General features: G+C 41.1%; 21 protein-coding genes. 8 read left to right on the top strand and 13 right to left on the bottom strand.

The genetic code is table 11. The features are described from left to right. Nucleotides 1-51 precede the first annotated feature (51 nt). From H5161_RS02545 to H5161_RS02535, 3 genes are all read right to left on the bottom strand, one after another. Nucleotides 52-2,604, bottom strand: coding sequence for a CotH kinase family protein (locus tag H5161_RS02545; protein ID WP_182768618.1), 2,553 nt, complete (start codon nucleotides 2,602-2,604; stop codon nucleotides 52-54). 223 nt (nucleotides 2,605-2,827) lie between these two features. Next, entirely contained in the window at nucleotides 2,828-3,955 is a 1,128-nt protein-coding gene (locus H5161_RS02540) for a zinc-binding dehydrogenase (protein WP_182720700.1), read from the bottom strand. Nucleotides 3,956-4,060: 105 nt separating this feature from the next. After that, a complete protein-coding gene (locus tag H5161_RS02535; protein ID WP_182768617.1) occupies nucleotides 4,061-4,738 on the bottom strand; it encodes a glutathione S-transferase family protein in 678 nt (225 codons plus the stop codon). A 174-nt stretch (nucleotides 4,739-4,912) separates the two neighbouring features. Here H5161_RS02535 and H5161_RS02530 point away from each other — a divergent pair, with 174 nt between their 5' ends. The 5 genes from H5161_RS02530 to H5161_RS02510 all read left to right on the top strand — a co-directional run bounded on the left by H5161_RS02530 (nucleotide 4,913) and on the right by H5161_RS02510 (nucleotide 9,749). Then, on the top strand, nucleotides 4,913-5,824 hold the full coding sequence (locus H5161_RS02530) for a LysR family transcriptional regulator (protein WP_039488765.1): 912 nt from the start codon (nucleotides 4,913-4,915) through the stop codon (nucleotides 5,822-5,824). Nucleotides 5,825-6,058: 234 nt separating this feature from the next. Further along, the gene (locus tag H5161_RS02525) at nucleotides 6,059-8,026 is read left to right on the top strand and encodes a hypothetical protein (RefSeq protein ID WP_182768616.1); all 1,968 of its coding nucleotides are present in this window, start codon (nucleotides 6,059-6,061) and stop codon (nucleotides 8,024-8,026) included. 83 nt (nucleotides 8,027-8,109) lie between these two features. Next, on the top strand, nucleotides 8,110-8,568 hold the full coding sequence (locus H5161_RS02520; RefSeq protein WP_182768615.1) for a thioredoxin family protein: 459 nt from the start codon (nucleotides 8,110-8,112) through the stop codon (nucleotides 8,566-8,568). Nucleotides 8,569-8,859: 291 nt separating this feature from the next. Further along, nucleotides 8,860-9,030 (top strand): hypothetical protein, encoded by a 171-nt coding sequence (locus tag H5161_RS02515; RefSeq protein WP_007377426.1) that lies wholly within the window; start codon nucleotides 8,860-8,862, stop codon nucleotides 9,028-9,030. Further along, nucleotides 9,027-9,749 (top strand): hypothetical protein, encoded by a 723-nt coding sequence (locus H5161_RS02510; protein ID WP_182768614.1) that lies wholly within the window; start codon nucleotides 9,027-9,029, stop codon nucleotides 9,747-9,749. Before H5161_RS02515 ends, H5161_RS02510 begins: the two co-directional genes overlap by 4 nt. An 87-nt stretch (nucleotides 9,750-9,836) precedes the next feature. On the opposite strand, the gene H5161_RS02505 is transcribed toward H5161_RS02510, so the two are convergent. Continuing rightward, nucleotides 9,837-10,715: a LysR family transcriptional regulator gene (locus H5161_RS02505; protein WP_182768613.1), complete on the bottom strand. Its 879-nt coding sequence runs from the start codon at nucleotides 10,713-10,715 to the stop codon at nucleotides 9,837-9,839. A gap of 121 nt (nucleotides 10,716-10,836) precedes the next feature. Here H5161_RS02505 and H5161_RS02500 point away from each other — a divergent pair, with 121 nt between their 5' ends. Further along, nucleotides 10,837-11,907, top strand: coding sequence for a YeiH family protein (locus H5161_RS02500; protein WP_182768612.1), 1,071 nt, complete (start codon nucleotides 10,837-10,839; stop codon nucleotides 11,905-11,907). 29 nt (nucleotides 11,908-11,936) lie between these two features. On the opposite strand, the gene H5161_RS02495 is transcribed toward H5161_RS02500, so the two are convergent. Together H5161_RS02495 and H5161_RS02490 are read right to left on the bottom strand one after the other, a co-directional pair. Beyond that, the gene (locus tag H5161_RS02495) at nucleotides 11,937-13,244 is read right to left on the bottom strand and encodes a DASH family cryptochrome (protein ID WP_182768611.1); all 1,308 of its coding nucleotides are present in this window, start codon (nucleotides 13,242-13,244) and stop codon (nucleotides 11,937-11,939) included. 131 nt (nucleotides 13,245-13,375) lie between these two features. Continuing rightward, nucleotides 13,376-15,103, bottom strand: a complete 1,728-nt coding sequence (locus tag H5161_RS02490) for a DUF885 family protein (RefSeq protein ID WP_182768610.1) — start codon at nucleotides 15,101-15,103, stop codon at nucleotides 13,376-13,378. A gap of 227 nt (nucleotides 15,104-15,330) precedes the next feature. Here H5161_RS02490 and H5161_RS02485 point away from each other — a divergent pair, with 227 nt between their 5' ends. Together H5161_RS02485 and H5161_RS02480 are read left to right on the top strand one after the other, a co-directional pair. Beyond that, the gene (locus tag H5161_RS02485; RefSeq protein WP_024595261.1) at nucleotides 15,331-15,918 is read left to right on the top strand and encodes a DUF4202 domain-containing protein; all 588 of its coding nucleotides are present in this window, start codon (nucleotides 15,331-15,333) and stop codon (nucleotides 15,916-15,918) included. Between the two features lie 41 nt (nucleotides 15,919-15,959). Beyond that, entirely contained in the window at nucleotides 15,960-16,463 is a 504-nt protein-coding gene (locus H5161_RS02480; RefSeq protein ID WP_182768609.1) for a zf-TFIIB domain-containing protein, read from the top strand. 77 nt (nucleotides 16,464-16,540) lie between these two features. Here the strand turns inward: H5161_RS02480 and der are convergent, their stop codons facing one another. The 7 genes from der to pilW all read right to left on the bottom strand — a co-directional run bounded on the left by der (nucleotide 16,541) and on the right by pilW (nucleotide 25,172). After that, complete coding sequence (gene der, locus H5161_RS02475) at nucleotides 16,541-18,007, bottom strand: ribosome biogenesis GTPase Der (protein ID WP_024597862.1); 1,467 nt, start codon at nucleotides 18,005-18,007, stop codon at nucleotides 16,541-16,543. 93 nt (nucleotides 18,008-18,100) lie between these two features. Then, entirely contained in the window at nucleotides 18,101-19,279 is a 1,179-nt protein-coding gene (bamB, locus tag H5161_RS02470) for an outer membrane protein assembly factor BamB (RefSeq protein WP_002961301.1), read from the bottom strand. Between the two features lie 10 nt (nucleotides 19,280-19,289). Then, the gene (locus H5161_RS02465) at nucleotides 19,290-19,910 is read right to left on the bottom strand and encodes a tetratricopeptide repeat protein (protein WP_182738768.1); all 621 of its coding nucleotides are present in this window, start codon (nucleotides 19,908-19,910) and stop codon (nucleotides 19,290-19,292) included. A 19-nt stretch (nucleotides 19,911-19,929) separates the two neighbouring features. Further along, complete coding sequence (gene hisS, locus H5161_RS02460; RefSeq protein ID WP_008168943.1) at nucleotides 19,930-21,210, bottom strand: histidine--tRNA ligase; 1,281 nt, start codon at nucleotides 21,208-21,210, stop codon at nucleotides 19,930-19,932. 136 nt (nucleotides 21,211-21,346) lie between these two features. Beyond that, nucleotides 21,347-22,465, bottom strand: a complete 1,119-nt coding sequence (ispG, locus tag H5161_RS02455) for a flavodoxin-dependent (E)-4-hydroxy-3-methylbut-2-enyl-diphosphate synthase (RefSeq protein WP_002961295.1) — start codon at nucleotides 22,463-22,465, stop codon at nucleotides 21,347-21,349. A gap of 5 nt (nucleotides 22,466-22,470) precedes the next feature. Then, nucleotides 22,471-23,337 carry a RodZ domain-containing protein gene (locus H5161_RS02450; protein WP_182749597.1) on the bottom strand — a complete coding sequence of 289 codons (867 nt, stop codon included), beginning with the start codon at nucleotides 23,335-23,337 and terminating at the stop codon, nucleotides 22,471-22,473. Continuing rightward, nucleotides 23,334-25,172: a type IV pilus biogenesis/stability protein PilW gene (gene pilW / locus H5161_RS02445; protein ID WP_182711895.1), complete on the bottom strand. Its 1,839-nt coding sequence runs from the start codon at nucleotides 25,170-25,172 to the stop codon at nucleotides 23,334-23,336. Before pilW ends, H5161_RS02450 begins: the two co-directional genes overlap by 4 nt. Nucleotides 25,173-25,256 lie beyond the last annotated feature (84 nt).

Genomic DNA, 25,256 nt, shown 5'->3' with positions numbered 1-25,256 from the left:
AGTTACAGAGTGCAGTGCCAGCGTGCTGGCACTGCATGAAGGATGGGTTGTTTATCTAGAGCAAAAGCCGCTGCCGTCGCCGGCTGAGGGCAATGTGCCATCAAGCTGCGCGGCCATATTTGCTACGCGGTACTGCATAAACGACGTTAAACCGTAAAACTGCCCCGTAGTAGAGGTTAGGTTTTGCTCAAAATAATCTGAGCCGTAAAAACTAGTGGGGTCGTTTTGTACGTGCTCACGGATTAAGTCGGCTATTTCATTTACGCGGGCACTAAATGTGTCGCTTGAAAGTGAACCATTAATAAGTTGCGTTAAGTAACTGTGGTACACATCAAGGTTGCTTTGCTCGGCAAATACATTAGCAATTAACGGGCGCTCATTTAATGCGCCGCTTACTGGCTCATCAATGTAGAGCTCTCTTACATCTACGCCATTACAATTCATGTTAAAGGTGCCAAATGACTCGTTAAAATCCCATGGCAAAATGCTAAATACGCCATCGTCATCGTAAATATAATAGTTATGAGCAAGCGTACCGTGGTAGCTATCTAAATTAGAAAGCGAAGTGCTAACCGACATATATCGTAAAAGTGTATCTACCTCTATGGCGCTGGTTTCGCCGTCATCGAGCGATTCTACAAAGTTAATAAATGCGCCGTTATCGGTGGTGTCTTCGTTGGTTTGTAAGTTTATGTCGGTGTAGCTTTGTATGTCGTCACCTAGCCATAATAAATCGCTGCCTGTGCCATCAGGCTTGTATAAATCGCCGTTACTGTTGGCAAAGTGTTTTTCTACAAATTCTCCATCTATGGCTTCTACCATTAAGTACAAACCAAATAGTTCGCCGTTTACATAAAAGTTAACGTAAGCATGCTCAGGCGTTGGTACGCCCATTTCGTCCATTAGGTCGTAGGCAATTACTTCACGCATGTACGACGGGTCGTTAAACGAGTTTTGCAGTGTGAATTTTTTTAGCCCAAAAAACTTTTGGCCCGACACGTATTCGTTAATGTCGACCTTAAAGCTGTATCGGTCACTGCTAGAGTTGGCAACACTGCTTAAGCTTGAGCCGCCTTTAGTGCGAATAGCCACGCTATCGAGTGTTACACCGTTAAAAGTAATAGCAGTTTCGTGATATTCCTCATCAAGTGGGTTATCTAGAATGTCTTGCCAGTTTTCGTCGGTAATTGTAATAGAAAGCGTATTAACAGCTGTGGGTGTAAATGCGGTTGCAACGGTATTCTCGCTACCTGGAGTAGGGGTTAAAAACGCATGAGTAAAGTCGGTGCTGTTACTTAGGCCGTAACTAAAGCCTGTGGCTACATCGCTTTCGTCCCAATCAATGTAGTCAATTACTTCATCGTTGAGTATTAAGCTTAACTCGTCTTCTTTACCTAGTTTAAAGGGTACGTAGTAAGTACCTGGATCTTCATCGGTGGCATAAATAGTAATGTATTGGCCTGCGTATAAATCTATGTCGGGCAGGGTTACTGGGTCTATGTCGTCGCTTTCATCAATAACTTGGTAGTTGGCTAAGTTAATAGTATTTTCGCTGTTATTGTATAGCTCAAACCAGTCGTTGCCATCGTCTGCAGCGCTTGCCACCACTTCGTTAATAACGAGTGGTCCGTGAGTTGCTTTGCTGTTTTGGCTAAGCTCTGTTGGAGTTAATACCGCTGTTGTATCGCTGCCATCTGGGTAGCGGCCATAGCTGTAACCACTCAAGGCTTGGCCTTTTTTCCACGATAACTGCTCTATAATTACATTGTTACTGTAAAGGCTTACGGTATCGCTTGAGCCTAATTTAAACGCTACGCTTGGGAGGTCGCCTAAATCATCGGTGCTGGCGTAAATACGATAAAACTCACCGGGCGCTAAAGTAATGTCGGGTAGGGAAAATTGCTCGTTATTGTCATCACTTAGTGTGTAGTCAGCTAAATAAACATCGCTACTGCTTGTTACATAAAGCTCTATCCAGTCCTCGGAGCCGCTGCTGTCTTTTGCTACTACTTCGTTTATACGCAGTGGGGCATCTTCAGCAATTAGCGTGGTAACAAGTGTTGAGGTGTCGGCTGTTTGGTTAGCTGCGCCCTGTGTTGGTGTTAATGTTTGCGCGGTGCCGTCGGTGTATAAGCCGTAGCTAAAACCTTCAGCGGCTTCGCCTTCTTCCCAATCAAGTACAGACACCGCAGTGCTATTTTCATAAAGCGTAACAGCGTCGTCGCTACCTAGTTTAAAGGTAACGTAATAACCATTATCGGGCGGTGTGTCGGTTTCATCTATGGCTTGAATAACAATAAACTCTCCTTGCGAAAGCGCTACTGCGGGTAATGCTTGAGGCTCTCTGTCGGCGTTATCATCAACAAGTGAAAATACCGACAAATCGGCTATATCCTCAGTGGCATATAGCTCAATCCAATCGTAGGAGGTATCACTTGGGCTTGCGACAATTTCATTTATAACTAAGCCAGTTGACGTGATTGTTGATGATGAATCAGTACTTTGCTCTGTGCTAGTGTCGGTAGTTTGCTCAGCACCGCCGCAGCCATACAATAATGTAGTAGAGGCAATAACTGAATAAAATATAAAAGGTTTTATATTCATGTAGGCACGCTTATTATTTTATTAAAGTGGATAAACTATAAGAATAAAAGGTGCAAACAATGTGTAAACATTCAGTAAATTACGTTTTTGTGATGGTTTTATGACAGGCTTTTAAGGACGCGTTAACTGCAAACCTAGCAATAGTAGAGTGCGTATATTTAAACGTAAAAAAGCAGATACCTAATTAGCATCTGCTTTTTAATTTTTAACGAAGAATATTTAATTAAGCTTGAGGTTTAATTAAGTACTTTTCGCCGGTAGCTTGTTTAGAATAAGCCGCGATTGACTGTAAATGTAATACCTCAGCTAATGACACTTCGTGCGTGTAATTGCTCGCAAATGTAGTGGTGATTTCATCAGCAACGCGTTTGCGCATTTTCATTACTGTATCTGTGCCTAATTTACCTAAGGCATTAAATAACAAGAACCCGTTTACAGCCCATGCAAAACCAAAGTTACGGTTTAGTGTAATAGGGCCGCGGTCTAGTGCGCCATAAATGTACACTTGTTTAAATGTATCAGAGCCATAAATTGTGTGCTCTTTCATATCGCGCGCAGCTGCAACTTCCATACAGTTAAGAATGTCACTTGTTAGTTGGCCGCCACCAATAGGGTCAAACGCTATAGTTGCACCGGTTTCGATTATTGCAGCTGTTAGGTCAGCAAGAAAAGTGTCGCTGCTTGAGTTAACAATATATTTTGCACCCATATCGCGCAGTAATTTTTCTTGTTCTGGTTTGCGAACAATATTAATTAAATCAACGCCATCGGCAATGCAAATACGGTTTAGCATTTGGCCAAGGTTAGAGGCCGCTGCGGCGTGAATAATGGCTTTATGGCCTTCGGCGCGCATGGTTTCTACCATTGCTAGTGCGGTAAGTGGGTTAACAAAAGATGATGCACCTTCTTTAGCAGTAGTCCCTTCTTTTAGCTCTAGGCAACTTTGTACATTGGCACATATAAATTGACGATACGTACCGCCGCCAATTACTGCAACGGTTTTACCCATTAATGCTTGTGCAGCAGGTGATGACCCCGCAGCTACTACGGTGCCTGCGCCTTCATTACCTACAGGGGTTGCTTTTCCAACACGAGTTTTAAGTGATGGCATAAATTGAGCTGGAACATCGGCAGTAATTACTGGATTTTCATCAGTACCCGATTGCTTTGCAGTAGACATATCAGCTGCGCTGAATAAAACGCCTAAGTCTGATGGGTTTAATGGTGCAGCTTCAATACGAATAACCACTTCATCGGCATTTGGCTTTGGCATCTCGATGTTTTTTAAGGCAAGTGTAAGTTTATTGTCTTCGCTGATAGTTGAAGTAAGTTGGATATTTTTATCTGTCATAGGTGTCTCCTGCAAAGAATTAAATTTGTTAAGCCAATAGCATTATTGTATTGGCGATCTGTCTTAGTAATTAAAAATTAGAATAGATACTTTTGTAGCTACGCGTTATTTAGCGTTGGCTGCTTGAATTTGCGCTTTCACTTTTTGCATAAATTCAGCCATATTTGATTGCCGATCGGCCTCTATGCTTTGGGTAATGGCTAATTGGCTCATTGATTCGTTCCACTCTTTCATGCCGGGTACTTGTGCAAGTACATCCCAATCAAGCTGGCTTGAGCCAAAGGCGCTAACAATGGTGTTTACGTAATAAACGTAAATGTCTGCCATTGTAAATTGCTCGCCTGCAATCCACGGTAAAAACTTACACACGCTACTCAAAGCGGTTACGCCACGCGTTAATACTTGGCGTACTTCGCCTTTAGTTGTGTCGGTTACTTCAGCGCCTGAAAATACATAAGGGATGAACCGTCTGCTTGGCAGTTCAAAATAAAGCTCTGCCATTTTCATAATTTGACGTACAACTGCGCGCTCACCTGCATCTTCAGGGTATAGCGGGGTTTGTGGGTACGACTCTTCTATAAAGTCGCAAATAACACTCGACTCAGAAATATTAAGGCCGTTAGCTGTTGTGATTGCAGGCACTTTGCCTGCAGGGCTGATTGCTAATAACTCTTCGCTACCGCCGTAAACAAGGTGTTCTTTAAATGGCAGTTGTTTGTGTAAAAGTACATGTTTAACTAGGTTGTAATAGTTGCTAGCAGCAAAACCGTGCAAAGTAATCATAAGTCAGCTTTCCATTATTAACGTGAAGATACTCATTGCCAAAAAATGCAATTTAAGTCCCTGTCTTTAGGTTGAGTACATTATTACTTGTTTTAATTTGCTTATATATAGGGGAAAATGCGAATCACTTTTGTCTTTAAGACAATAAAGCATTTTATTTAATGGAGAGGCAACTTGGATCAACTAAAAGCCATACGGTATTTTATCAAAGTGGTTGAAACGGGCAGTTTTACTAAAGCCGCAAAAGCTTTTGATGTGCCGCCTTCGTCGTTGTCGAGGCGAGTTGCTGATTTAGAAAAAAGCCTGGGGGCTACGCTTTTAAAGCGTTCGACCCGCATAGTTAAATTGACCGAAGTTGGGCAAATTTACTATAACGATGTTCAGCAAATATTAAATCAGCTAGAGCAAAGCCATGAAACTGTGCGCAGTTATCAAACAACACCAATGGGGCGATTATGTATAAGCTCAATGGTGAGTTTTGGTGACAAAATACTACTGCCTCTGCTTGATGAATTTAGCGCGCTATACCCCGAAATTATATTAGATGTTAGCTTAAGTGATGAGCTGTCGACACTTGGGCGTGACGATGTTGATATTGCTATTCGCGGTGGCTATGCGCCAAATGAACGCGTGCTAGCAATAAAGCTAATGGATAACGGCTTTATTCCTGTTGCGTCACCCTGCTATTTACAAAAATACGGTGTACCTACTAATGTTATGGAATTAAAGGGCCACAGTGGTCTTTATTTTAAAACGCCAGCGGGGCCAACGCCTTGGTTATGTAAAGTGGATGAGCAATGGCACGACGTTTCTGGGCCTGCGGTCGCTATTTCAAATAACGGATCGTGGCTGGCTAAAAAAGCGTGTAATGGCGAGGGCATTTTAATGTCAACTCGGTGGGCGCTCGACTCATACCTTGAGTCTGGCCAGTTGCAAGAGCTCAAGTTTGAGCATGAATTAGCGATAAGCCAAAATGCGACTATGGCGGTTTATTTGTTGTATCAAAAGCAGCGCTATTTAGTACCAAAGGTAAAAGCGGCGGTCGACTTTTTAGTACAAAGAATAAAAGAAACAAATGAAGAGTAATGAGCGAACAGAATAGCGCTTAAGAGTCAGGTGGGTAGTAGATAAATAAAGTGGTGAATTGTCGGATGGCGCTGCGCTTATCCGACCTACGCTTATTCGATTTAGATTTATGCTTATTTAATTTATTAATGGGTTGTTAGTATAAATAATAGGTAAAAAACGTCTCCTTAAGCTAAAGCTTTTAATGGTGTGTTCGATAAATTACTTAATAGGGCTTAGCGATTAAGGATAATCATGGTTAATAATGTATTTGGCAGCCAGGCTAATTTAAGCACTTTACTTGCCCAATCAGTTAATAACGCTAACCAAAGCTCTGTGAGTCCTTCGCTACACACCAGCAGCGACCTTCAAGCTATTAATGATTTACAAACTAACGAGTCAAAAATAACCGATGGGTTATTAAGCCAGTTAAATAATGAAACTCTTGATGAAGCACTAGCCAGTAATCAAAAGGTAGAGGACGTGTTAAAGCAGCAACTTACCTCGTTATTTACTATTTCAAGCACGCCGAGCACGCTTAACTATAAACTCTCCGATGAAGAACTCGCCCTGCGCACCGTAATAAGCTCTCAGCATGAGGGGTTATTAAAAAACGAAAACAGCACCCAATTAATTGAGCGATTAAATACGTCGGTTAAAAATATTCAGGGTGCTTATGCTAATACCAGCGATATTTTATCGAGTTTAGGTCAGCTTGGGCATGAGCAAAAAACGTTTTTAGCCTCAAGCCAGCAACGTGTTGAGCGCTCACTTAATCCATACATGGAAAGCCTTAATCGCGCAAAATACGAGGATGACGATAACTACCTGTTTGAGCTCTCGGTAAAAACTAAAGAGGGTGATGTTATAAACATTACCTTTAACTCATCGCAAGGTTATGACGAAGAAACCGGTGAAGCGATAGATGGCTTTGGCATAAGTTACGAAGTTAATGGTAATTTATCTGAGGCTGAACATGGCGCTTTAACGCAGGTTATGGCGGGTGTTGGCGAAATGGCCGATGAGTTTTTTAAAGTGAGTGAAAATTCATTCAACCCTCTTATAGTGCCAAATCAAACAGACATGAGCTTAGATTTTTTAGCGGACTTTAATAGTGAACAGTTAGCCGGTTTTAATGTGTCGTTTTCAACAACTCAAAATGATGTGCTTGATACAGGAGAAAACACGCTTGATTTAAGTTACTCCATTGATGAAGCATCAAACCAGCAAGCACTTGTGTTTAAAGCCGCAGGTGGGCAAAACGACATTGATTTTGCACTCGGTATGTCAACCATTGGCGCTAAAGACACGCAGCAAATGCAGCAGTATTTAGCGTCGCTCGATCAAAGCTTAGAAGATAGCCGAGTAAACAGTACCAAAGACGATAAAGAGTCGGCATTTGGGCGAAAAGGCGAGGAAGCAATGCTGCAGGGCTTTGCATTATTTAAAGGCGCTTTTGCGAGTATGTCGTCGGCGGCTGAGCGTTATAGCAATTTGGAGTCGCTTGCAGATCAGCAATTTAATGACGGGCGCGCTATGGTAGCCGATTTAGTTGATAACATGGTCGCAAACGATAGCCGTTACCAAGGGCTAGGTAATAAAGCGCCGAATACATTAGGAGCGGGGATTTCTAAGCTCGCTGATTTTGATGCTACATTTTCTTATGCGCTGGATAACGGCGACTATCAGCCTAAAAGTACCATTGAGCTAAGCCAAGCGACTGAACAAATCCAATTAGGGGATCTTAGCGGTGTAACGCAAAGTAAAAATGTAAGTAGCCATTTTGATTATCAATACAGTCGCCCTGATTACTACAACAAAGAAGAGAGTTATAACGTAGGTACTGCGGTTAAAAATAAAGAACTTGTGGGGCTCGATCAGTCTCACGAGGTTGATGTTGATACAAAAATGTATGCGTTTAACCCGCAAACCAATCAATACGAGCTGCAAATGGCGATGCAAGAGCAAACAGTTAGTAAAAGCGACATTCGCTTAATTGACGATATTTGGCTTGAAGAAAACGAAAACAGCTACAACATGAATAAAAAAGAGCGTGTTGAGAGTGACGAAAAGCAAGACGAGTTTAAAAAAACAAGCAGCCATTCTCATAATAAGTTAGTTACCCTAATTGGTGATTTAGACAAGCTAGCTGAGAATAAAGACGTAAGGCGAGAATATTTAACTAACTTATCGCAAGTTAACTTTTTTATGGATAAAAAGTAACGGTTTTGAGTTGTTCACTCCACACTCAATATTGGGTATAGTCGTTTAATACCTAAATTAATACCTAAATTAAGAGCAACCTTATGTTTAAACAATTAATTTTACTGTGCGCTTTAAGCATGCCGCTTGTAAGCTGCGCTGCTACAGCGCCATTTTCGGGCGAGATAAGTACGCAAGCACTGCTAAGCGACTACGACAAGTTTAACGAGCAATACAAAGCGTATACACCAACAGCACAAGATATAGCGCTAATGCAAAAGCTAGAAGGCAAAGAGCTAATTGTATTATTTGGAACGTGGTGCCACGACAGTGAGCGCGAAGTGCCAAAACTCATTAAGTTACTTGATGCATCGAAAGTACAACTTGCAAGCATTGACTATGTGGCCGTAGGTTACAACAAGCAAGACGATGCAGGCATTGCACAGGTTCACGACTTACAATACACGCCAACGTTTATTGTTAAACAAAATGGCAAAGAGTTGGTACGCGTAATTGAAAAGCCAACGGGTACGTTAGCGCAAGACTTAACTCAGGGTTTGTAAGTTCAGCTTGCTCGTATTTGGTTTACCGATTTAGCAAATAGGTTTATAAGTTAGCAGGTATGCTGCTATGAGTAGCCCATGAATACTTTAATGTGTGAAGTCGAGGTTTGGTTTTTTCCATGATGGGTGTGATCTCGCGAACATAAGTGAAGTGAAATATATCAGGCGCCGCTTGGAAATTTGCTCACTGCCGTTGTAGTGCGCTACATCAGATGCCTCATGGCATGATATGTAGCGTATTGGTAATATTTAAAGTAAAATAGAATTATAAAATATTATTTTGGGGGCGTTATGAAAGCTTTGTTAGGTAGTTTAGCTAAGAAAATTAAAGGCGATCCTTTAGGAAGTGAGCAATTAAGGGCTTTTATTTCTAGTAGCTCAAAAGATAGTGAAGTTATTACTTTGTCAAATGGCAAGAAATACCGTGTTTCTACTTCTCCTAAAGAGAAAGCGGTTGCATGAATATAGCTTTTCCTGCTTTTTTTATTTTAGTACTAATAATTCCAGGTTTTATATTCCAAAATTCTTATGAAAAAGTAGAAAATACTAGCATAGAAAAAAAGCCATTTGATGTATCTTCATCCTTGGCTTTTTTTTATGCCTTAATTTTACATACTTTCTTAATTTATATTTTAGTACCTTTATTAGGCAACGAAATTAACTATGAAATTTGTCTAAAATTACTAACTGGTTCTAAATCTGTGTCGGAATCTGATTTAGAAATTGTAAGTGCTAGTATCCCTAAAATCATTTTATATTTTTCTAGTTCATTTTTACTTGCATATATTTTGGGAAAAATATTTCAAAAGCTAATTTTTCACTTTAATCCATATAAATCTTCCAGATATGCCTTCGATACGCCATGGTACTATGAGCTTACTGGAAAATTATCTGAAACTCAGGACGCAGAGTTAATCAAGTTATCTTGTTTAGTAGAGTCTAAAAATGTTTCCTTCTTATATTATGGTGTACTTGAAGACTTTTATCTTGATTCTAGTGGACAGCTAGATCGTGTTGTTTTATCCGATGCCATGAGAAGACCTATAGAGTCAGACAAATCTTCATCTACAGCTTCCCCAACTACGCGTTTTTACGAGATTAAAGGAGATAGGCTTATTCTCAAGTATGAAGACATTAAAAATATAAATATTGAATATCTTTATATTATTGAAGAAGAATAGGCAACTAACAAAACGTGTAGTAGCGCTGCTCCTTATTGGAGCACAAATGCGATTTATATATTGCGTATATACTTACTCATATAAACGTTATTCACTAAACAGGCTTTTTTCGAATGCTTGCGCAGCATGCGAAGACGGCCTGTCTTTATAATGCAGTTGATAAAGAGGCCGAGAGAGTTGCTCGTTATTTTTTTGGCTCAGGCGTGTTAATTTGCCTAACTGCACTAAATCTTCAGTGACTATATTTGGCAATAAAGCGACCCCCATACCTTGAGCGACGGCCCTTGCTATGGCTTCGTTGCTGCCTAATTGCATACTTTGCTCTGCTTGTACGTCATGTTGTGCTAATAGCTTTACCGACATTTCTAAAGTGCCAGAGCCTGGCTCACGTAATAACCAAAACTGTTTGTTTAACCAGGCTTTTAAGTTTTTAGCGGGCTTAAAGTTACTGGGTATAACGACACTCATTAAATCGTTTTGCCAGTGCTTACTTATTATATGCGGCTCGGTAGGTGTGCCTTCAACCAGTGCTAAATCGATAGTGCACTCTAGTAATGCGTGCTCAATTTGCGCGGTATTAGCCACTTGTACTTCTACTTTTATATGTGGGTATTGGGCGCAAAATTTGGCTAAATAAGGCGGTAGCCAATAACTGGCAATGGTGGTGCTGGTGCCTATAACTAATGTACCGCGCTTAAGCCCTGTGCGCGATTTAATATCTTCAATGGCGGCTTTTTCAATGGCAAAAATGCTACGTGCATGATCATACAAGGCTTGGCCGCCCTCGCTTAAGGTAAGTTTTTTGCCTTTAGATGCACGCTCTATAAGTTGAATATTTAATTGATGCTCAAGCTCTTTTAGCGCTTTAGATACAGCCGGTTGGCTTATAAAAAGCGCCTCGGCTGCGCCTGAAAAACTACCAAGCTTTGCTACCGTATAAAACACCCGAAGTGCATGCAAGTTCATTGTGCCTCTCAAATTCGATAACTTTAAGTTATCGAATCATGATTTTAATGTATTGGAGTTATATTTTGCGCTTTCTTAAAATGAAGTCAACAGTTTAACGTTGTTCAATTGAGGGAATATTATGCTTAGCGCTATTAAAAATTTGGGTATTAATACTAAGCAATATGGCGATACGCGCTGGTGGTTAGGTATGCTGCTGGTGGTGGTTTTGGCGGGGGCATCTGTTGCATTAAGTAAGTTACCCATAATGCAAAGTGCGCAATTTAGCTCTTTAACTATTGGTATAGTGCTTGGCATTATTGTGGGTAACAGTGTGTTTTCGCGTATTGCTACGCAAACCGATATAGGTGTTGATTACGCTAAAAGTATATTGCTTAAAGCGGGGGTTGTGTTGTTTGGGTTTAGAATTACCTTTGCGCAAGTAGCGGGCGTAGGCTGGGAAGGCTTATTAACCGATGTTGTAATGCTGTTAGGCACATTTATTTTGGCAGTGCAGCTAGGTAAGCGCGTATTTAAGCTTGATGAACAAACAACCATATTAATTGGCGCGGGTAGTTCTATTTGTGGTGCCGCTGCGGTTATGGCAACTGAGCCAGTTATAAAAGCGCAGGCGCATAAAGTATCGGTAGCGGTGGCAACGGTGGTGGTGTTTGGCACGTTAAGCATGTTCGCCTACCCAATCATGTTTGATTACATGGGATTGAGTGAACACGCTTACGGTATTTTTGTAGGCTCAACCATTCATGAAGTAGCGCAAGTGGTTGCAGCGGGTACAGCTGTAAGCGCTAATGCTGCAGATACCGCCGTTATAGAAAAAATGCTAAGGGTGATGATGCTTGCGCCATTTTTAGTGGGCTTATCGTTTTGGCAAAGTAAAAAGCATGCTAAAACAAACAATAACGTGCATGGCGGCGAGCAAAAAGCGGGTATTACAATCCCTTGGTTTGCGGTGTTATTTATTGTGGCAAGTGGTGTACATTCGCTATCAGTTATTCCTCAAGTCGCTACAAGCGCAGTTGTTTGGTTTGATAATATATTACTCACCATTGCGATGGTGGCTTTAGGTTTACGCACACATGTTGGCGCTATTCGCCAAGCGGGTATAAAACCGCTGTTATTAGCAGGCTGTTTATTTTTGTTTTTAACCTTGGGTGGTTACGCTATTAATGTGGGTATTGCTGAGCTGTTTTAAACGTTACTTTGTAAAAGTTGATTGGCGGCTTAAATTGGCCAATCAACTTCGTTTAAGGTATCCAGCTGCGTGCTGGTATTTTCATTGCCTTGCCATTTATTGGTGTAAACAGTGTGCGGGTCAAACTGTAACGTTTGTTTTTCAATATTAAAGTGCCTACCACCACGCGGATCTACGCCTACACCTGCTATATATTGCCAATTACCCCAATTAGCGGCTACATCGTAATCAATCAATTGTTGTTCAAAATATGCTGCGCCATAGCGCCAATCAAGGCCAAGCTCGTTCACTAAGCAGCTGGCTGCAATTTGCCTTGCTCTATTTGATATATAACCCGTAGCGTTAAGCTCATTCATAATGGCATTGACTAATGGGTAGGGTGTTGAGCCATTACACCACGTAGCAAAGCGGTTTGGCATAAATGTAGTAAGGGGTTTTGTTTGCTTTTGGCCTTTAAAGCTAAACAGGCTTTTACCTGCCTTAAGTGCATGCCATTTAAAATATTCTCGCCATAGCAATTCAAATTTAATCCAGTAGGTAGACTCGTTTGTTATTTGGTTATGTTCGTACGCCTCAACTGCTTTATAAACTTGCCGTGCACTTACACAACCAAAAGCAAGCCAGGTACTAAATTTTGTGGTGTTATTAAAGCCATCAAGCTCGTTTCGAGTTATTTTATAAGTACTTGGTAGTAAACCTGAAAAGTATTGCTCTAAGTGTGTTTGCGCACTTTTAAACCCGCCATGCATTACACCATTATTTGCTATACGCTCTAAAGGTTTTTTAGCGCACAAGGTTATTGGCTGAGGGAGCAAACCGTTTGGTAATGTTGAAAGTGAAATGGGGCTAGTGGCGGCCTCTACCTTTTTACGAAAAGGGGTAAAGTGTTTGGGTAATTCGCTTAAATCAAAGGGGAGGTCACTTTGCTTAAAGAGCGTGTCTTGCTGCGACCCTGTAAATTTAGTATTAGGGCAATGTGCTTTGAGTAAGTTTATTTGGCGTTGCTCGTACAGGCCAAATTGCTCGCTGTATACAACTTTATCTATATTTTGCTCATTAATACGCGCTTTCAAAAGCGATACAGGTTCGCCTTCAAGCACATGCAGGGTTTGCCCGCGCTCAATAAGTGCTTGTTGTAGTTCGTACAAGCATTGCATTAAAAACTGCTGTTTGTGCACGCCATATGGCTTTTGTTGATAGTTATTATTTTTAAACCAGTGCGGGTTTATAACAAATACAATATCAAGCGCGCATTGCTCAGTAGCAAGTTCGCTTAAAATAGGGTTGTCGTCTATTCGTAAATCGTTTTGTAGCCAATATAAAATACGTTTGCTCATAGGTTTGCTCAGGTTTTTAAACTCTAGAGCTTTACGAAGCAAAAGCGGGTAGGGATTAGTTTTGAGGTGTTTAATAAGGTTTTAAAAAGGGGCGATAAGTTTACCGCCCCTTAGTTTGTAAGAGCATTGTTTTAACTCGCTGATTTTTGCTCTGCAATCCAATCGTTTATTACGTCTTCTAGCACTTCCATAGGGAGTGATCCTTGGCCGATTACGGTGTCGTGAAAGCTGCGAATATCAAACTTAGCACCTAGCTCTTTTTCGGCTTTTGCACGCAGTTCGCGTATTTTTATTTCGCCCATTTTGTACGAAAGCGCTTGGCCTGGCCATGATATATAACGATCTATTTGATCCTCCACCGCGCTTTGTGGCAAAGCAGTGTGATCTGCCAAGTAGTCAATAGCCTTTTGGCGGCTCCAACCAAAGGCATGAATACCGGTATCAACAACAAGTCTTACTGCACGCCACATTTCGTAGCCTAAACGACCAAAGTCGCTGTACGGGCTTTGATAAAAGCCGGCTTCTTTACCTAAGCGCTCTGTGTATAGTGCCCAACCTTCGCCAAATGCAGAGTGGCTAAGTGTGCGTCTAAATTCGGGTACGTCTAACTCCATAGCAATAGCGTTTTGTAAATGATGCCCTGGTATTGCCTCATGTAAGCTAAGTGCTTCTAAATTATATAAAGGCTGTAGTTTAGGTGTTGAGGCTAAAAAATAAGTGCCGGGGGAACGGTTATCAGCAGGTGGCATATAAAACGCGCCGCGACTCGCTGAGCCTTTAATAGTAAAGGTATTACGCGGTAAATGATTAAAATAGGTTGGTAACTTGCCATACATTTTTTGCGTAATAAAGGCTGTTTTTTCAAGCAAGTCTTGCGCATCTGTTGCGTAAAATTGCTCGTCGGCTGCTAAAAATTCTAAAAAATCAGCATACGTGCCGTCAAAGCCTACTTTATCAATGATGTTTTGCATTTGTGTTTTTATACGTGCCACTTCTTTTAAGCCAAGCTCGTGTATTTGCTTTGGTGTGGCATTGGTTGTGGTGTAGTAATTAACTGCATATTTGTAATACTCAAGCCCGCCTTTAACGCTTGAAATACCCGGCTCTGTTCTACAGTTAGGCATGTAATCGTTTTCAAAAAAGTCGTAAAAGTGCTGATAAGCAGGGACTACTTTTGAGCTGATTAAGGCCTTTGCTTTATTTTGGTATGTGGCTTTTTGCTCTGCTGTAAACGTGTTTGGTATACGTGTAAAGGGCTCGTAAAGGGCACTGTTTTCAGGTTGCTTAACAATATGCGCGCTAATGCTTTGGCTGTAATTTTCAAAGGTTTTGCAGTAATGAGTAAAGCCTGTTTTTATACCTTCTTTCATTAAATCAATATTTTGCTGATTAAATCGAGGGTAGTCGGCAAGGCTGATTAAAAATGCGTTGTAATCGTCGGGTGTTAAAAATGCCATGTTAGTCGGTGCTTCGGCAAAATAAGTATGCCAGCCACTTAAAAAATTAACCGGAAAATACTTATCTTGATAAAGGTAGCTTTGCTGCTCGGTTTTTCGCTCATATTTAAATAAGCGGTAGTTCATTAGCTGCTCGTTGTTGAGCGTTTTTGGGTCAATACTGGCTAAGCTTTTTAGCACGCTGTTGTTATAAGCTTGGCGCTTTGCAATGGCTTGCTCGCTCCAATTTGGCAATGTACCGTTTGGCTTCCAGCCGTCTGGGTCGGTACGAAAAAATATTTTTTCAGCTTTGGCGTTTTGCCAGTGGTTATCAATAATGGTTTTTAATTCAGTGTTACTGTCGGCTAAGCTTGGTAGGGATACAACCGCTAAGCATATAGCTAGAATACTTTTTTTAAACATAGTCATCCGTTATTGGCGAGTTTGTTATTATTTATCGCGCTTTTTTATTTTAATTTGTGCTCAATATAGTACCAAGTTAACTTAATCAATGCGCTTACTTTTATAACTAGTACCTTTTGGTTTTACTTTTTGATTGAACAAATTTCACTGCGTAACTGATTGGCGTACTAGTTTATTGTTTTATCAGCGTTTAGAATGACTAAAACTTATTATAAAAAATGACCGTCATGTTTAATAAAGTAATTACCTTAATTGATGAAGCAAACAACCAAGACCCAAATACTGAGCAGCACAATGGACAAAGCTTTCCAAAAGAAAGTTTATACGCCTTGCGCATGAGCGAAATGTTAACTCGTTTTAAACCAGATGCCGATGAACTCATGCAAATTGCAGTGCGTGCACAGCATATTCAGCGTTGGAAGTCGCCACGTAGTGATTTTGAAATGAACAAACAGGGCTATCATCAGTGGCGCAGTGCACTTTATATATTTCACGCTAGCAGCGTGGTTGCGCTCATGAAGCAAGCTGGTTACGGTGAAGCTGAGCAAAACCGAGTGTACGATGCGGTCGCTAAAAAAAATATTAAACGTAACCCAGACAGCCAATTAGTAGAAGATGTAGCAAGCCTTGTATTTATTGAACATTATATGCTTGGGTTTGCCAATGCAAAACCAGATTACAATGAAGAAAAATGGATTGGGATTATTCGCCGTACATGGCAAAAAATGTCAGATGAAGCGCATGAGTTTGTACTTGCAGGCAATATTACATTGCCCGGCCCGCTTGTTGGGCTTATTCATAAAGCACTTGAGTAAAGTAGTGTAAGTTAAGTATTAAAATAAAAAGGATTTTTAGAATGTTATGCCCACGTACAAATACCTCTCTTGAACCTTTACTTGTTGGCGGCATTACTGTTTTTACGTCAGCGCAAGGCGGCGTATTTTTTGATAACAGCCAAATTTTTAAGTTTAGCTCGCCGGAGTTAAAGCATGGTCAGGTTTTACTTAAGTATTTGAGTAATTATACCGAAGGTGAGGCCGAAGTCTCATCGCGAGTAAATTGCCCTAAATGCCCTAGTATTGTGATGATGCGCCGGTATTTTTCGCCGCTCAAAGTGGTTGAGATAGATGAATGCCCAGGTTGTGCTGGCATATGGCTTGATAGTGGCGAGCTGGCAAAAATACACGAAAACCATTTAACTCCCCGAGAGCGAAAGCTGTTAGCTCACGAAATGGCAACCAATCATGGGTTTATAACTATTAAATCGCCTGCGTCTAGGTTTATGCCAACTAATAATAATAAAAGTGCGCATGAAACCACGGTTGAGAACTTGGTGCGCTTAGCTTTACTTGGTTTGTAACTCTTAATAACCTATTAAAACAAAAACGGCGTACTAAATAGTACGCCGTTTTTTGTAGTAAATTAACTCTAACGAATTTATTTATTACGGTTTTCTTTTGCAAAAGCACGTATTTTTCGTTTTTGCGAAAGCGTTACTTTGTTAGTACGCCCTGCAAATGGGTTATCACCTTCTCTAAATTCAATTTTGATTGGGGTGCCCATAATTTTAAGTGCTTTACGGTAGTAGTTCATAAGGTAGCGTTTGTAGCTATCTGGTAAATCGTGAACTTGGTTACCATGAATTACGATACGTGGCGGGTTATAACCACCGGCATGCGCATATTTGAGCTTAACACGACGACCACGAACAAGAGGCGGCTGGTGATCGGCCTGTGCCATGTCCATAATACGGCGAAGCATTGCAGTGCTAATACGCTTAGTTGCTGACTCGTACGCTTCATCAACCGATTCAAATAAGTGGCCAACACCTGTACCATGAAGTGCAGATATAAAGTGTAAGCGTGCAAAGTCAATAAAGCCTAAACGGCGATCAAGCTCTGTTTTAATACGATCTTTTACGTAGTCGTCAAGGCCATCCCATTTATTAACGGCAATAACCAGCGAACGACCTGAGTTAAGCGCAAAACCTAATAAGCTTAAGTCTTGATCAGAAATACCATCGCGCGCATCCACAACAAGTAAAACCACGTTACAATCTTCGATTGCTTGTAGTGTTTTAATTACTGAGAACTTTTCAACTACGTCACTTACTTTTTTACGCTTACGAACACCGGCTGTGTCAATTAACACATACTCTTTGTCGTTACGCGTCATTGGAATATAAATAGAATCGCGCGTTGTACCTGGCATATCATATACAATTACACGATCTTCACCCAATATACGGTTTGTAAGTGTTGACTTACCAACGTTAGGGCGACCAATAATAGCAAGCTTAACAGGTTTATCTGCAAACGCTTGATGATCGGTATCATCACCTTCGCCTTCTTCGTAAAGGTCGATTAGTTCTTCGTCATCACCTGTTACTTCTTCATCTTGAGCAGCTAGTTCAGCAATAAGCGGCTGAAGTGTTTGTTCAAGTAATAGGGTAATACCACGGCCATGTGCAGCTGCAATGTGGTGTATTTCACCTAATGATAATTGGTAAAATTCAGCACAGTTTGAATCTGCATCAATGCCATCGGTTTTATTGGCAACAACAAAGCACTTTTTCTCTTGTTTACGCAAGTGATTAGCAATGGCTTGGTCAGCTACGGTCATACCTACACGAGCATCTACTAAAAACAGAACAATGTCGGCTTCTTCAATGGCTAGCAGAGATTGATCTGCCATTTCGATTTCGATGCCTTCTTCTGAGCCATCAATACCGCCCGTGTCTACCACGATAAATTCATAGCCATCGTAACTAGCTTGGCCATATTTTCTATCTCGTGTTAAACCTGGAAAATCGGCTACGAGTGCATCACGAGTACGTGTTAAACGGTTAAATAATGTGGACTTGCCCACATTGGGTCGCCCAACTAGAGCGATCACGGGAAGCATAAACTACCTCTTTAAAAAACAACAAAAGGCTTCGCAGTGCGAAGCCTTACAAAAAACAATTAACTATTAGCAGGTTATACTAATAGCAGTCAGTTAGTTTGGTATTTTTACCATACTAACTTCACCATCACGGGTGTATAAAATTAGCTTATCGTCGGCAACAACTGGCTCAACAAAAAAGCCTGAGCTGTCAAAGTCTTCTCGAGATACTAGCTCGCCAGTTTCTTTATTTAGCCAATGTAGGTTACCTTCTTGGTCGCCTAAAGCTAAGTGGCTACCTGCAACTGCAGGGCCTGTTAGGTACCAACCACGTAGTGCGGGTTGGCTCCAACGTTCAATACCTGAATTTTTATCTAATGCGTAAATAACACCATCGCTATCTACTAAATAAATTGTTTGTGCATCCATCGCAATTTCGCGGTAGCTGCTGTACTCACGTTTCCACACTACGTTGCCAGAGCGAATATCTACAGCAGCTAAGTTGCCGTTGTAAGCTATAGCATAAGCGTATGGACCGCTAATAAGCGGTTGAGTGTCTACGTCAACTAGGCGTTCAAATTCTGATGCGCCTTTAGCAACCGCAATTTCTGCGCTCCATGCTGAGTAACCGCTGTCTGAAATTAAAACGCTTAGCTTGCCTGTTTCAAGGCCTACTAATACACCACCGTTAGCAACAGTTGGCGAGCTTTGTCCGCGTAATGTTAGTGGTGGAACTTCTTGTTCAAAACTCCAACGCTCTTCGCCCGTATCTGGGTGAAGGGCTAACAATTTACCAGAGCCTAAATTTACAAATATTAAGCCATCGCCTGCTGTCGGTTTAGACAGTGATTCGCCTGGTACATTTTTACGCCAAACTTCTTCACCGGTTTCGCGATCAAGAGCAATAATAAAGCCGTGTTCAGAACCTATATAAATTTTACCATAGGCTTGCAAAATACCACCTGATAATTTTGCATTACCGTTGTCAGCCCATGGCCAAAACGATAAATCTTGGCGTACATCGGTTTCCCACTTGGTATCGCCGTTAGTAAGCGAAAGCGCTTCTACTTGGCCTTCGCGGCTAGCAACATATACAGTATCTTTGTAAACAGCTGGTGTTAAACGAGAAAAGTAATGCTCTACGCCATCACCGACAGATTCTTGCCAAACAACGTCAGTTTCAAATTGGTTTACAATTTCAGGAAGTACTAGTTCATCTTCATCATCACTTGATGAACAACCCATCAGTGTTGCCATACATAGGGCAAGGGCTGCTGTTGTAAATTTTTTCATGCCTAAAACCTTATGCCGCTGGGCTAGTTACTGCTAGGTCATCTAACTTAATTTGTAATAGTGGGTTACTTGTTAATCCACCCGCATCTATTGCTGCTTGGTATGCAGTACGTGCTTGATCTTTGTTACCTTGCTGTGTGTAAATGTCGCCTTTAAGCTCGGCAACGTTTGCATTGAATGCTTCAGGTAATGGTGCATTTAATGTAGTTAATGCATCGTCATATTTAGTTTGTGCAATTTGAATTCGCGCTAAACGTGTAATCGCAATTGCTTTTAATTCTGTATTTTCAGTATTAGACACTATCCAGCTTAGCTTTTCGCTTGCTACGTCTAATTTTTTTGCTTCTACAGCGTCTTTTGCAGCAACAAATGCAGCAAGTGTTGCGTAGTTTGTATCTTTATTTTCGCTAATAAACGCATCAGCTGAAGATAATACATCATCACTTTCAACAAGCGCTGTATATGAATCTGATGCTTTTTCAGCGGTAGTAATTTGGTTTTGGTTATATGCTTTCCAGCCATATAAGCCACCAAGGCCAACAAGTATGCCTAGTGCAAGTGAAATGCCGTTTTCACGGAAAAAGCGTTTAATGGCTTCTGCTTGTTGTTCTTCTGTTGAATAAATATCCATTCTTACCTCTAATGTTCGCTTAGCCGTTAATAAGCTCAGCTAATAGCGCTTTAGCTTGTTCTAATTCTAATGTGACTTGTTCTTTACGCTCGCGTAAATACTTGATGGTCACAACGCCTTTTTCTAATTCATCTTCACCAATAATCACTGCAACAAGTGCATCGCTTTTATCAGCACGTTTTAATTGTTTTTTAAAGTTGCCGCCGCCCGCATGCACCATAACGCGTAAACCTGGTACGTCTTTACGTAGTTGCGCTGCAATTGCAGGAGCTTGAATGCTTGCTTTGTCGCCCATTGCTGCTAAATATACATCAGCATTACGACGAATGTCACCTACACACTCAAGCGCTTGTAGTAATAACACTAATCGCTCTAGACCCATTGCAAAACCAACTGCTGGCGTTGCTTTGCCGCCAAGCTGTTCAACTAAGCCGTCGTAACGACCACCAGCACATACTGTGCCTTGTGCGCCTAAGCTGTCGGTTACCCATTCAAATACGGTACGGTTGTAGTAGTCTAAACCACGTACTAACTTTTCATTAACCGTATATGAGACGCCAGCAGCGTCTAAACGTTCACATAAATTTTCAAAATGTTCTTTTGATTCAGCGTCTAAGTTTTCAGACAATTTAGGCGCATCAGTTAAAATTGCTTGTACGTCTGGGTTTTTGCTATCAAGTACGCGTAATGGGTTTGAATACATACGACGTTTTGAGTCTTCATCAAGCACGTCAATATGTTGCTCAAGGTAGGCTACTAACGCATCACGGTAATCTGCACGCGCTTCGTTAGAGCCTAAAGAATTTAGCTCTAAACGAACGTGGTCAGTAATACCAAAGGCTTCCCATAGTTGCGCTGTTAATAAAATAACTTCTGCGTCTATGTCGGCTGTGGCAATACCAAATGTTTCTAAACCAAATTGGTGAAACTGACGGTAACGACCTTTTTGCGGACGTTCGTGACGAAACATTGGACCCATGTACCAAAGGCGTTGTTCTTGGTTATATAGTAAGCCATTTTGGTTGCCAGCACGTACGCATACTGCGGTGCCTTCTGGGCGAAGTGTTAATAAGTCGCCATTGCGATCGGCAAAGGTGTACATTTCTTTTTCTACTATATCGGTAACTTCACCAATAGAGCGTTTAAATAAGTCGGTTGATTCTACAATAGGAAAACGAATTTCTTGATAACCGAACGATGCTACTGTCTCGCGTAAAATGCTTTCTACTTTCTGCCAAACTTGTGTATCGCCCGGCAGACAATCGTTCATACCGCGAACTGCCTGAATTTGTTTTGCCACTGATAAATCCTAAATGCTGTTTATGTGTAATAAAAAATGCTTACACAACAAGAATGCTAAAAATTGACCCGCTATTATAGCGTTCTGGTCATAAAGGTAAACGCCAAACACCGCTGTTTGGCGCTTTATACGGTATTTATTCGACTATTTTAATATCGATAGGTGTTTGCTGCTCTTTTTGAGCAATAAAGTCGCGCACGTAGCCTTCGAGCTGGTCAACAATATTGTTGTTGTCAATACGTGCTTTTTGGCGCTCACCATTAATGTATAAACCTGAGCGACGGTTTGCACCGGCAAGGCCTATATCACTAACGAGTGCTTCACCTGGGCCGTTTACAACACAGCCAATTACCGAAACCGATACAGGCTCAATAATATCTTCAAGGCGCTCTTCTAGCTGGTTCATGGTGCTTACTACATCAAACTCTTGACGAGAACAGCTTGGGCAGGCAATAAAGTTAATACCGCGCGAACGTATGCGCAGCGATTTTAAAATATCAAAACCTACTTTAATTTCTTGAACAGGGTCAGCTGCAAGCGACACTCGCAGTGTATCGCCAATACCTTCGGCAAGTAGCATACCTAAACCTACGGCTGATTTAACCGAGCCAGATCGCATGCCGCCCGCTTCGGTAATACCTAAATGCAGTGGTTGGTCTATTTCTTTAGCGAGTAAGCGATAGGCGCCTACCGCTAAAAATACGTCTGATGCTTTTACCGATATTTTAAATTGGTCAAAATCAAGGCGGCGTAATATATCTACATGGCGCATTGCTGATTCTAATAAGGCTTCAGGTGTAGGCTCGCCGTATTTTTCTTGTAAGTCGCGCTCAAGTGAGCCGCCATTTACACCAATACGAATAGGTATGTTATGCTCGCGAGCCGAATCGACCACAGCTCTTATACGCTCTTCGCTACCTATATTACCTGGGTTTATGCGCAGACAATCTACGCCGTACTTTGCCACTTTTAAGGCTATACGGTAATCAAAGTGAATATCGGCTACTAGCGGAATAGTCACTTGTTCTTTAATACTTTTAAACGCTTCAGCTGCGTCCATAGTCGGTACTGATACACGCACTATGTCAGCACCTGCATCTTGTATTGCCTGAATTTGTGCAACGGTTGCATCAACATCCATGGTGTCGGTGTTGGTCATTGATTGCACAGCAATAGGGGCGCCGTCACCAATAGGGACGTTACCTACATTGATACGGGTGGATTTTCTGCGTTTAATTGGGGATTCTGAAAACATAGCGACTACTCTGCTAGTGGTAATGTAAATTTGGCTAAACGGTTTTTAGGAAATGCAGAAACATCTACAGGTTCGCCGTTTAAAGTAATGTCTACAGCGTCATGCTTACCAAGCACAACTGAAAAAGGAGGCGTTCCGCTTACGGTCATAATGTAGCCTGCTTTTTTAACGCCGAATGCTATTTTTTCGCCTTCGCCATCGTAAATTTCAACCCAACTTTCGCCGTTAAAGTTCATAACAATTGTACTGCTAGCATTTTCTTGGCTTTCGTTGTTAGATGTAATAGGAGCCGTTTCTGTAACGGCTTCTGAGCTTGTTGATGTTTCAAGCGTATCTTTTGATTCTAATAGTGATTCGTCGTTAATTTCGGCTTGTTGCTGTTGCTGTAAAATACTGGGTTGAGCTGCTTGTCGTTCACTCATTATTGAGTTGGCAACGTTTATTTTACTGGTTTGCTCTTCAATGGGGGTGGCGTTTTGCCAAAACCATAAAGCAGATGAGCCAATAACAATCGCTAAAATTAAATAACTAAAAAACATTAAACGGCTGTCGCTTGCTTCTTTTTCTGTTCGGCGCGAAAAGCTTTGCATATTAGCGGGCTTGGTCGGCTCTGGTGGAGCCGGCATCATTGCTAATATAGGTGCGCTATCGACTTTTAATTCGCGGCAATAATTTTTTATATAGCCTTTAACAAAAGTGATAGGGCCTAGTAACGCAAATTCATCATTTTCAAGGCGTTTAATTTGAAGTTCAGACAGCTTTAACGGTGCAGCAATAGTTGCGATGCTAACGTTTGCTTGCTCTCTATGATTTTTTAGTATTTGGCCTACAGTTGGCTGTTCGCTCTGTGTTTGCGTATTTTCTTCATTCATAATGTGTATGAGTCTGGATCCACTAGTAAAAGTCTGTGCCCTGGTTTTAATGCTATATCAGGACTTAATTTATTCCATCGCATTAATTCATCAATTAATACATGCCGCTGGGTAGCTATATCGTAAAGGGAATCACCAGCTTTAATTTCGTAATAAATATTAGGATCGTTTAGGTATATTTTACTTCCATTCATTACCCGATCCGACTCTTTTAAACCATTCCATTGCAGGAGTTTTTGTAGTTTAACATTGTATCGCACCGAAATGCTAAATAGGTTTTCGCCAACAGCAATTACATGAAATGGCACGCGTAAAGGCGATACTTTAGGATTAAGCATTGGAAGCTCAGTTTTTTGCACTGCTTCGTAGCTTTTAAATTCAATATCAGCATTATTTTGATAGTTGCTGTTTTCAAAAACGGTTGTATTTTTAGTCGCTTCGTAGAATACCACGTCACTACTGTTTTTTTGATTCGTAACTGCAGGTGCAGAATTACTGTAGTTACTAGTTTGCTGCGAATTAAACTGGCCTGTTTTAGGTGCGCCAAACGAGATTATTGTTACCTCGTCATCGGCTTTAGCCGGTTGTTTTGTCGCTATAACTTCTTTTTGAGGTTCTAAAACGGGTTGCGCTTTTTCAGGCGCTGCTACTATAGAATCTGCAGAGTCGTGCTCAGTAGTAAGTGCAAGCATAACAGCCGATGTATCGGTAGGATTGCTTGGCGCGACGACTTTAGGAGCCTCTTCTTTTTGGGTCGTTACTTGTTTTGCTATTACGGTTGCTTCGTCGGCTTGCGTACTGAGCGTATTTGGCAATGCTTGAGCTTGCTCTTCTCTTGCTATAACTGGATTTACATCTTGGTTATTTGCTGTTGCGAGCTTTTTATCTGTTTTTTGCTCGTTGTTTGTTACCAAGCTTGTTGAACCGTCCTCTGGCGAACGTTTCTTTCTAATAACTTTTATTTTTGGTTTTGAACTAACGTGCGCGCCGCTTGCGTCATTTTTTAGTTCTTTTAACTGCGCTTTACGGTATTTTTCTCGCAGTATTTCAAACTCATTAAAACGTGTTCTTTTCTCTTTTAACGCATAGGCTTCGTTGCTGGTAGAGTAAGTTTGCAAAATAGTGTTGGAAATTTTTTCAGCTTCTTCAATTCTGCCCATTCGGTTTTTTACAAGGTAGCTAAGCATTAATGCGCGAGAAGATACTCGGCCCGTACTTTCATAGCGTTTTAAAAGTTCACTGGCTTTGTACAAGTCACTTTTTGCGTAATACAGTGCGGCTAAGCTAATTAATGTAGATGTACGCTGAGAGCTGTGATTAAGTGCCTGTTGAAAGTAGCTTTCTGCATTTTCAAAATCATCAAATTCAATAGCACACAAGGCTAAATTTTCGTAGCTTTCGGCAACGCGAATATAGCTTGGTACTTCAATGGCTTTTAAAAATTGATCAGTTGCACGATCGTATTCATCAATACCACATAAAAACACACCGTAGTTATTGAGAGTGTTAGGATCGTCTGGTTTTATTTCAAGTGCTTTTTGGTAGGCTTTATCTGCTAGCGGGTTTTCGCCCACTTGTTGGTAGTAATAAGCAAGAGAGTAATGTACTTCAGGTAGGTCAGGAGCAAATGCTGCTGCACGTTCTAAATTGTATTTGGCTTGAGAATTATTACCCGTTTTTAAATACTGTAGGGCTAAAGCAATTCGTGTTCGTGCTGCGCCAGTATTATTAACTTTATTTTCGACGACGGGTTTATTACTGCCGTTATAACTACTTTCGCTCACACAGCCACTTAGGGCAAGTGTTGATAGTGTTATAGCAAGTATAGATCGCATTACCTTATCTCTTTATTTTTAGTCCATGTCGCCTATCTTACCTAAAAGCTTTACTCTTGCATCATTTATTTAAAAATAAACAAC

This window comes from Pseudoalteromonas sp. SG43-5 (assembly GCF_014164345.1).
Classification (GTDB): Bacteria; Pseudomonadota; Gammaproteobacteria; order Enterobacterales; family Alteromonadaceae; genus Pseudoalteromonas; species Pseudoalteromonas distincta.
Note: the sequence above shows the minus strand (reverse complement) of the source record. Positions and strands in the feature narration are given on the sequence as shown.

Coding starts and splice junctions, on each gene's coding strand:
- H5161_RS02545 (WP_182768618.1), bottom strand. CDS start 2,604: ATGAATATAAAACCTTTTATATTTTATTCAGTTATTGCCTCTACTACA.
- H5161_RS02540 (WP_182720700.1), bottom strand. CDS start 3,955: ATGACAGATAAAAATATCCAACTTACTTCAACTATCAGCGAAGACAAT.
- H5161_RS02535 (WP_182768617.1), bottom strand. CDS start 4,738: ATGATTACTTTGCACGGTTTTGCTGCTAGCAACTATTACAACCTAGTT.
- H5161_RS02525 (WP_182768616.1), top strand. CDS start 6,059: ATGGTTAATAATGTATTTGGCAGCCAGGCTAATTTAAGCACTTTACTT.
- H5161_RS02520 (WP_182768615.1), top strand. CDS start 8,110: ATGTTTAAACAATTAATTTTACTGTGCGCTTTAAGCATGCCGCTTGTA.
- H5161_RS02515 (WP_007377426.1), top strand. CDS start 8,860: ATGAAAGCTTTGTTAGGTAGTTTAGCTAAGAAAATTAAAGGCGATCCT.
- H5161_RS02510 (WP_182768614.1), top strand. CDS start 9,027: ATGAATATAGCTTTTCCTGCTTTTTTTATTTTAGTACTAATAATTCCA.
- H5161_RS02505 (WP_182768613.1), bottom strand. CDS start 10,715: ATGAACTTGCATGCACTTCGGGTGTTTTATACGGTAGCAAAGCTTGGT.
- H5161_RS02500 (WP_182768612.1), top strand. CDS start 10,837: ATGCTTAGCGCTATTAAAAATTTGGGTATTAATACTAAGCAATATGGC.
- H5161_RS02495 (WP_182768611.1), bottom strand. CDS start 13,244: ATGAGCAAACGTATTTTATATTGGCTACAAAACGATTTACGAATAGAC.
- H5161_RS02490 (WP_182768610.1), bottom strand. CDS start 15,103: ATGTTTAAAAAAAGTATTCTAGCTATATGCTTAGCGGTTGTATCCCTA.
- H5161_RS02485 (WP_024595261.1), top strand. CDS start 15,331: ATGTTTAATAAAGTAATTACCTTAATTGATGAAGCAAACAACCAAGAC.
- H5161_RS02480 (WP_182768609.1), top strand. CDS start 15,960: ATGTTATGCCCACGTACAAATACCTCTCTTGAACCTTTACTTGTTGGC.
- der (WP_024597862.1), bottom strand. CDS start 18,007: ATGCTTCCCGTGATCGCTCTAGTTGGGCGACCCAATGTGGGCAAGTCC.
- bamB (WP_002961301.1), bottom strand. CDS start 19,279: ATGAAAAAATTTACAACAGCAGCCCTTGCCCTATGTATGGCAACACTG.
- H5161_RS02465 (WP_182738768.1), bottom strand. CDS start 19,910: ATGGATATTTATTCAACAGAAGAACAACAAGCAGAAGCCATTAAACGC.
- ispG (WP_002961295.1), bottom strand. CDS start 22,465: ATGTTTTCAGAATCCCCAATTAAACGCAGAAAATCCACCCGTATCAAT.
- H5161_RS02450 (WP_182749597.1), bottom strand. CDS start 23,337: ATGAATGAAGAAAATACGCAAACACAGAGCGAACAGCCAACTGTAGGC.
- pilW (WP_182711895.1), bottom strand. CDS start 25,172: ATGCGATCTATACTTGCTATAACACTATCAACACTTGCCCTAAGTGGC.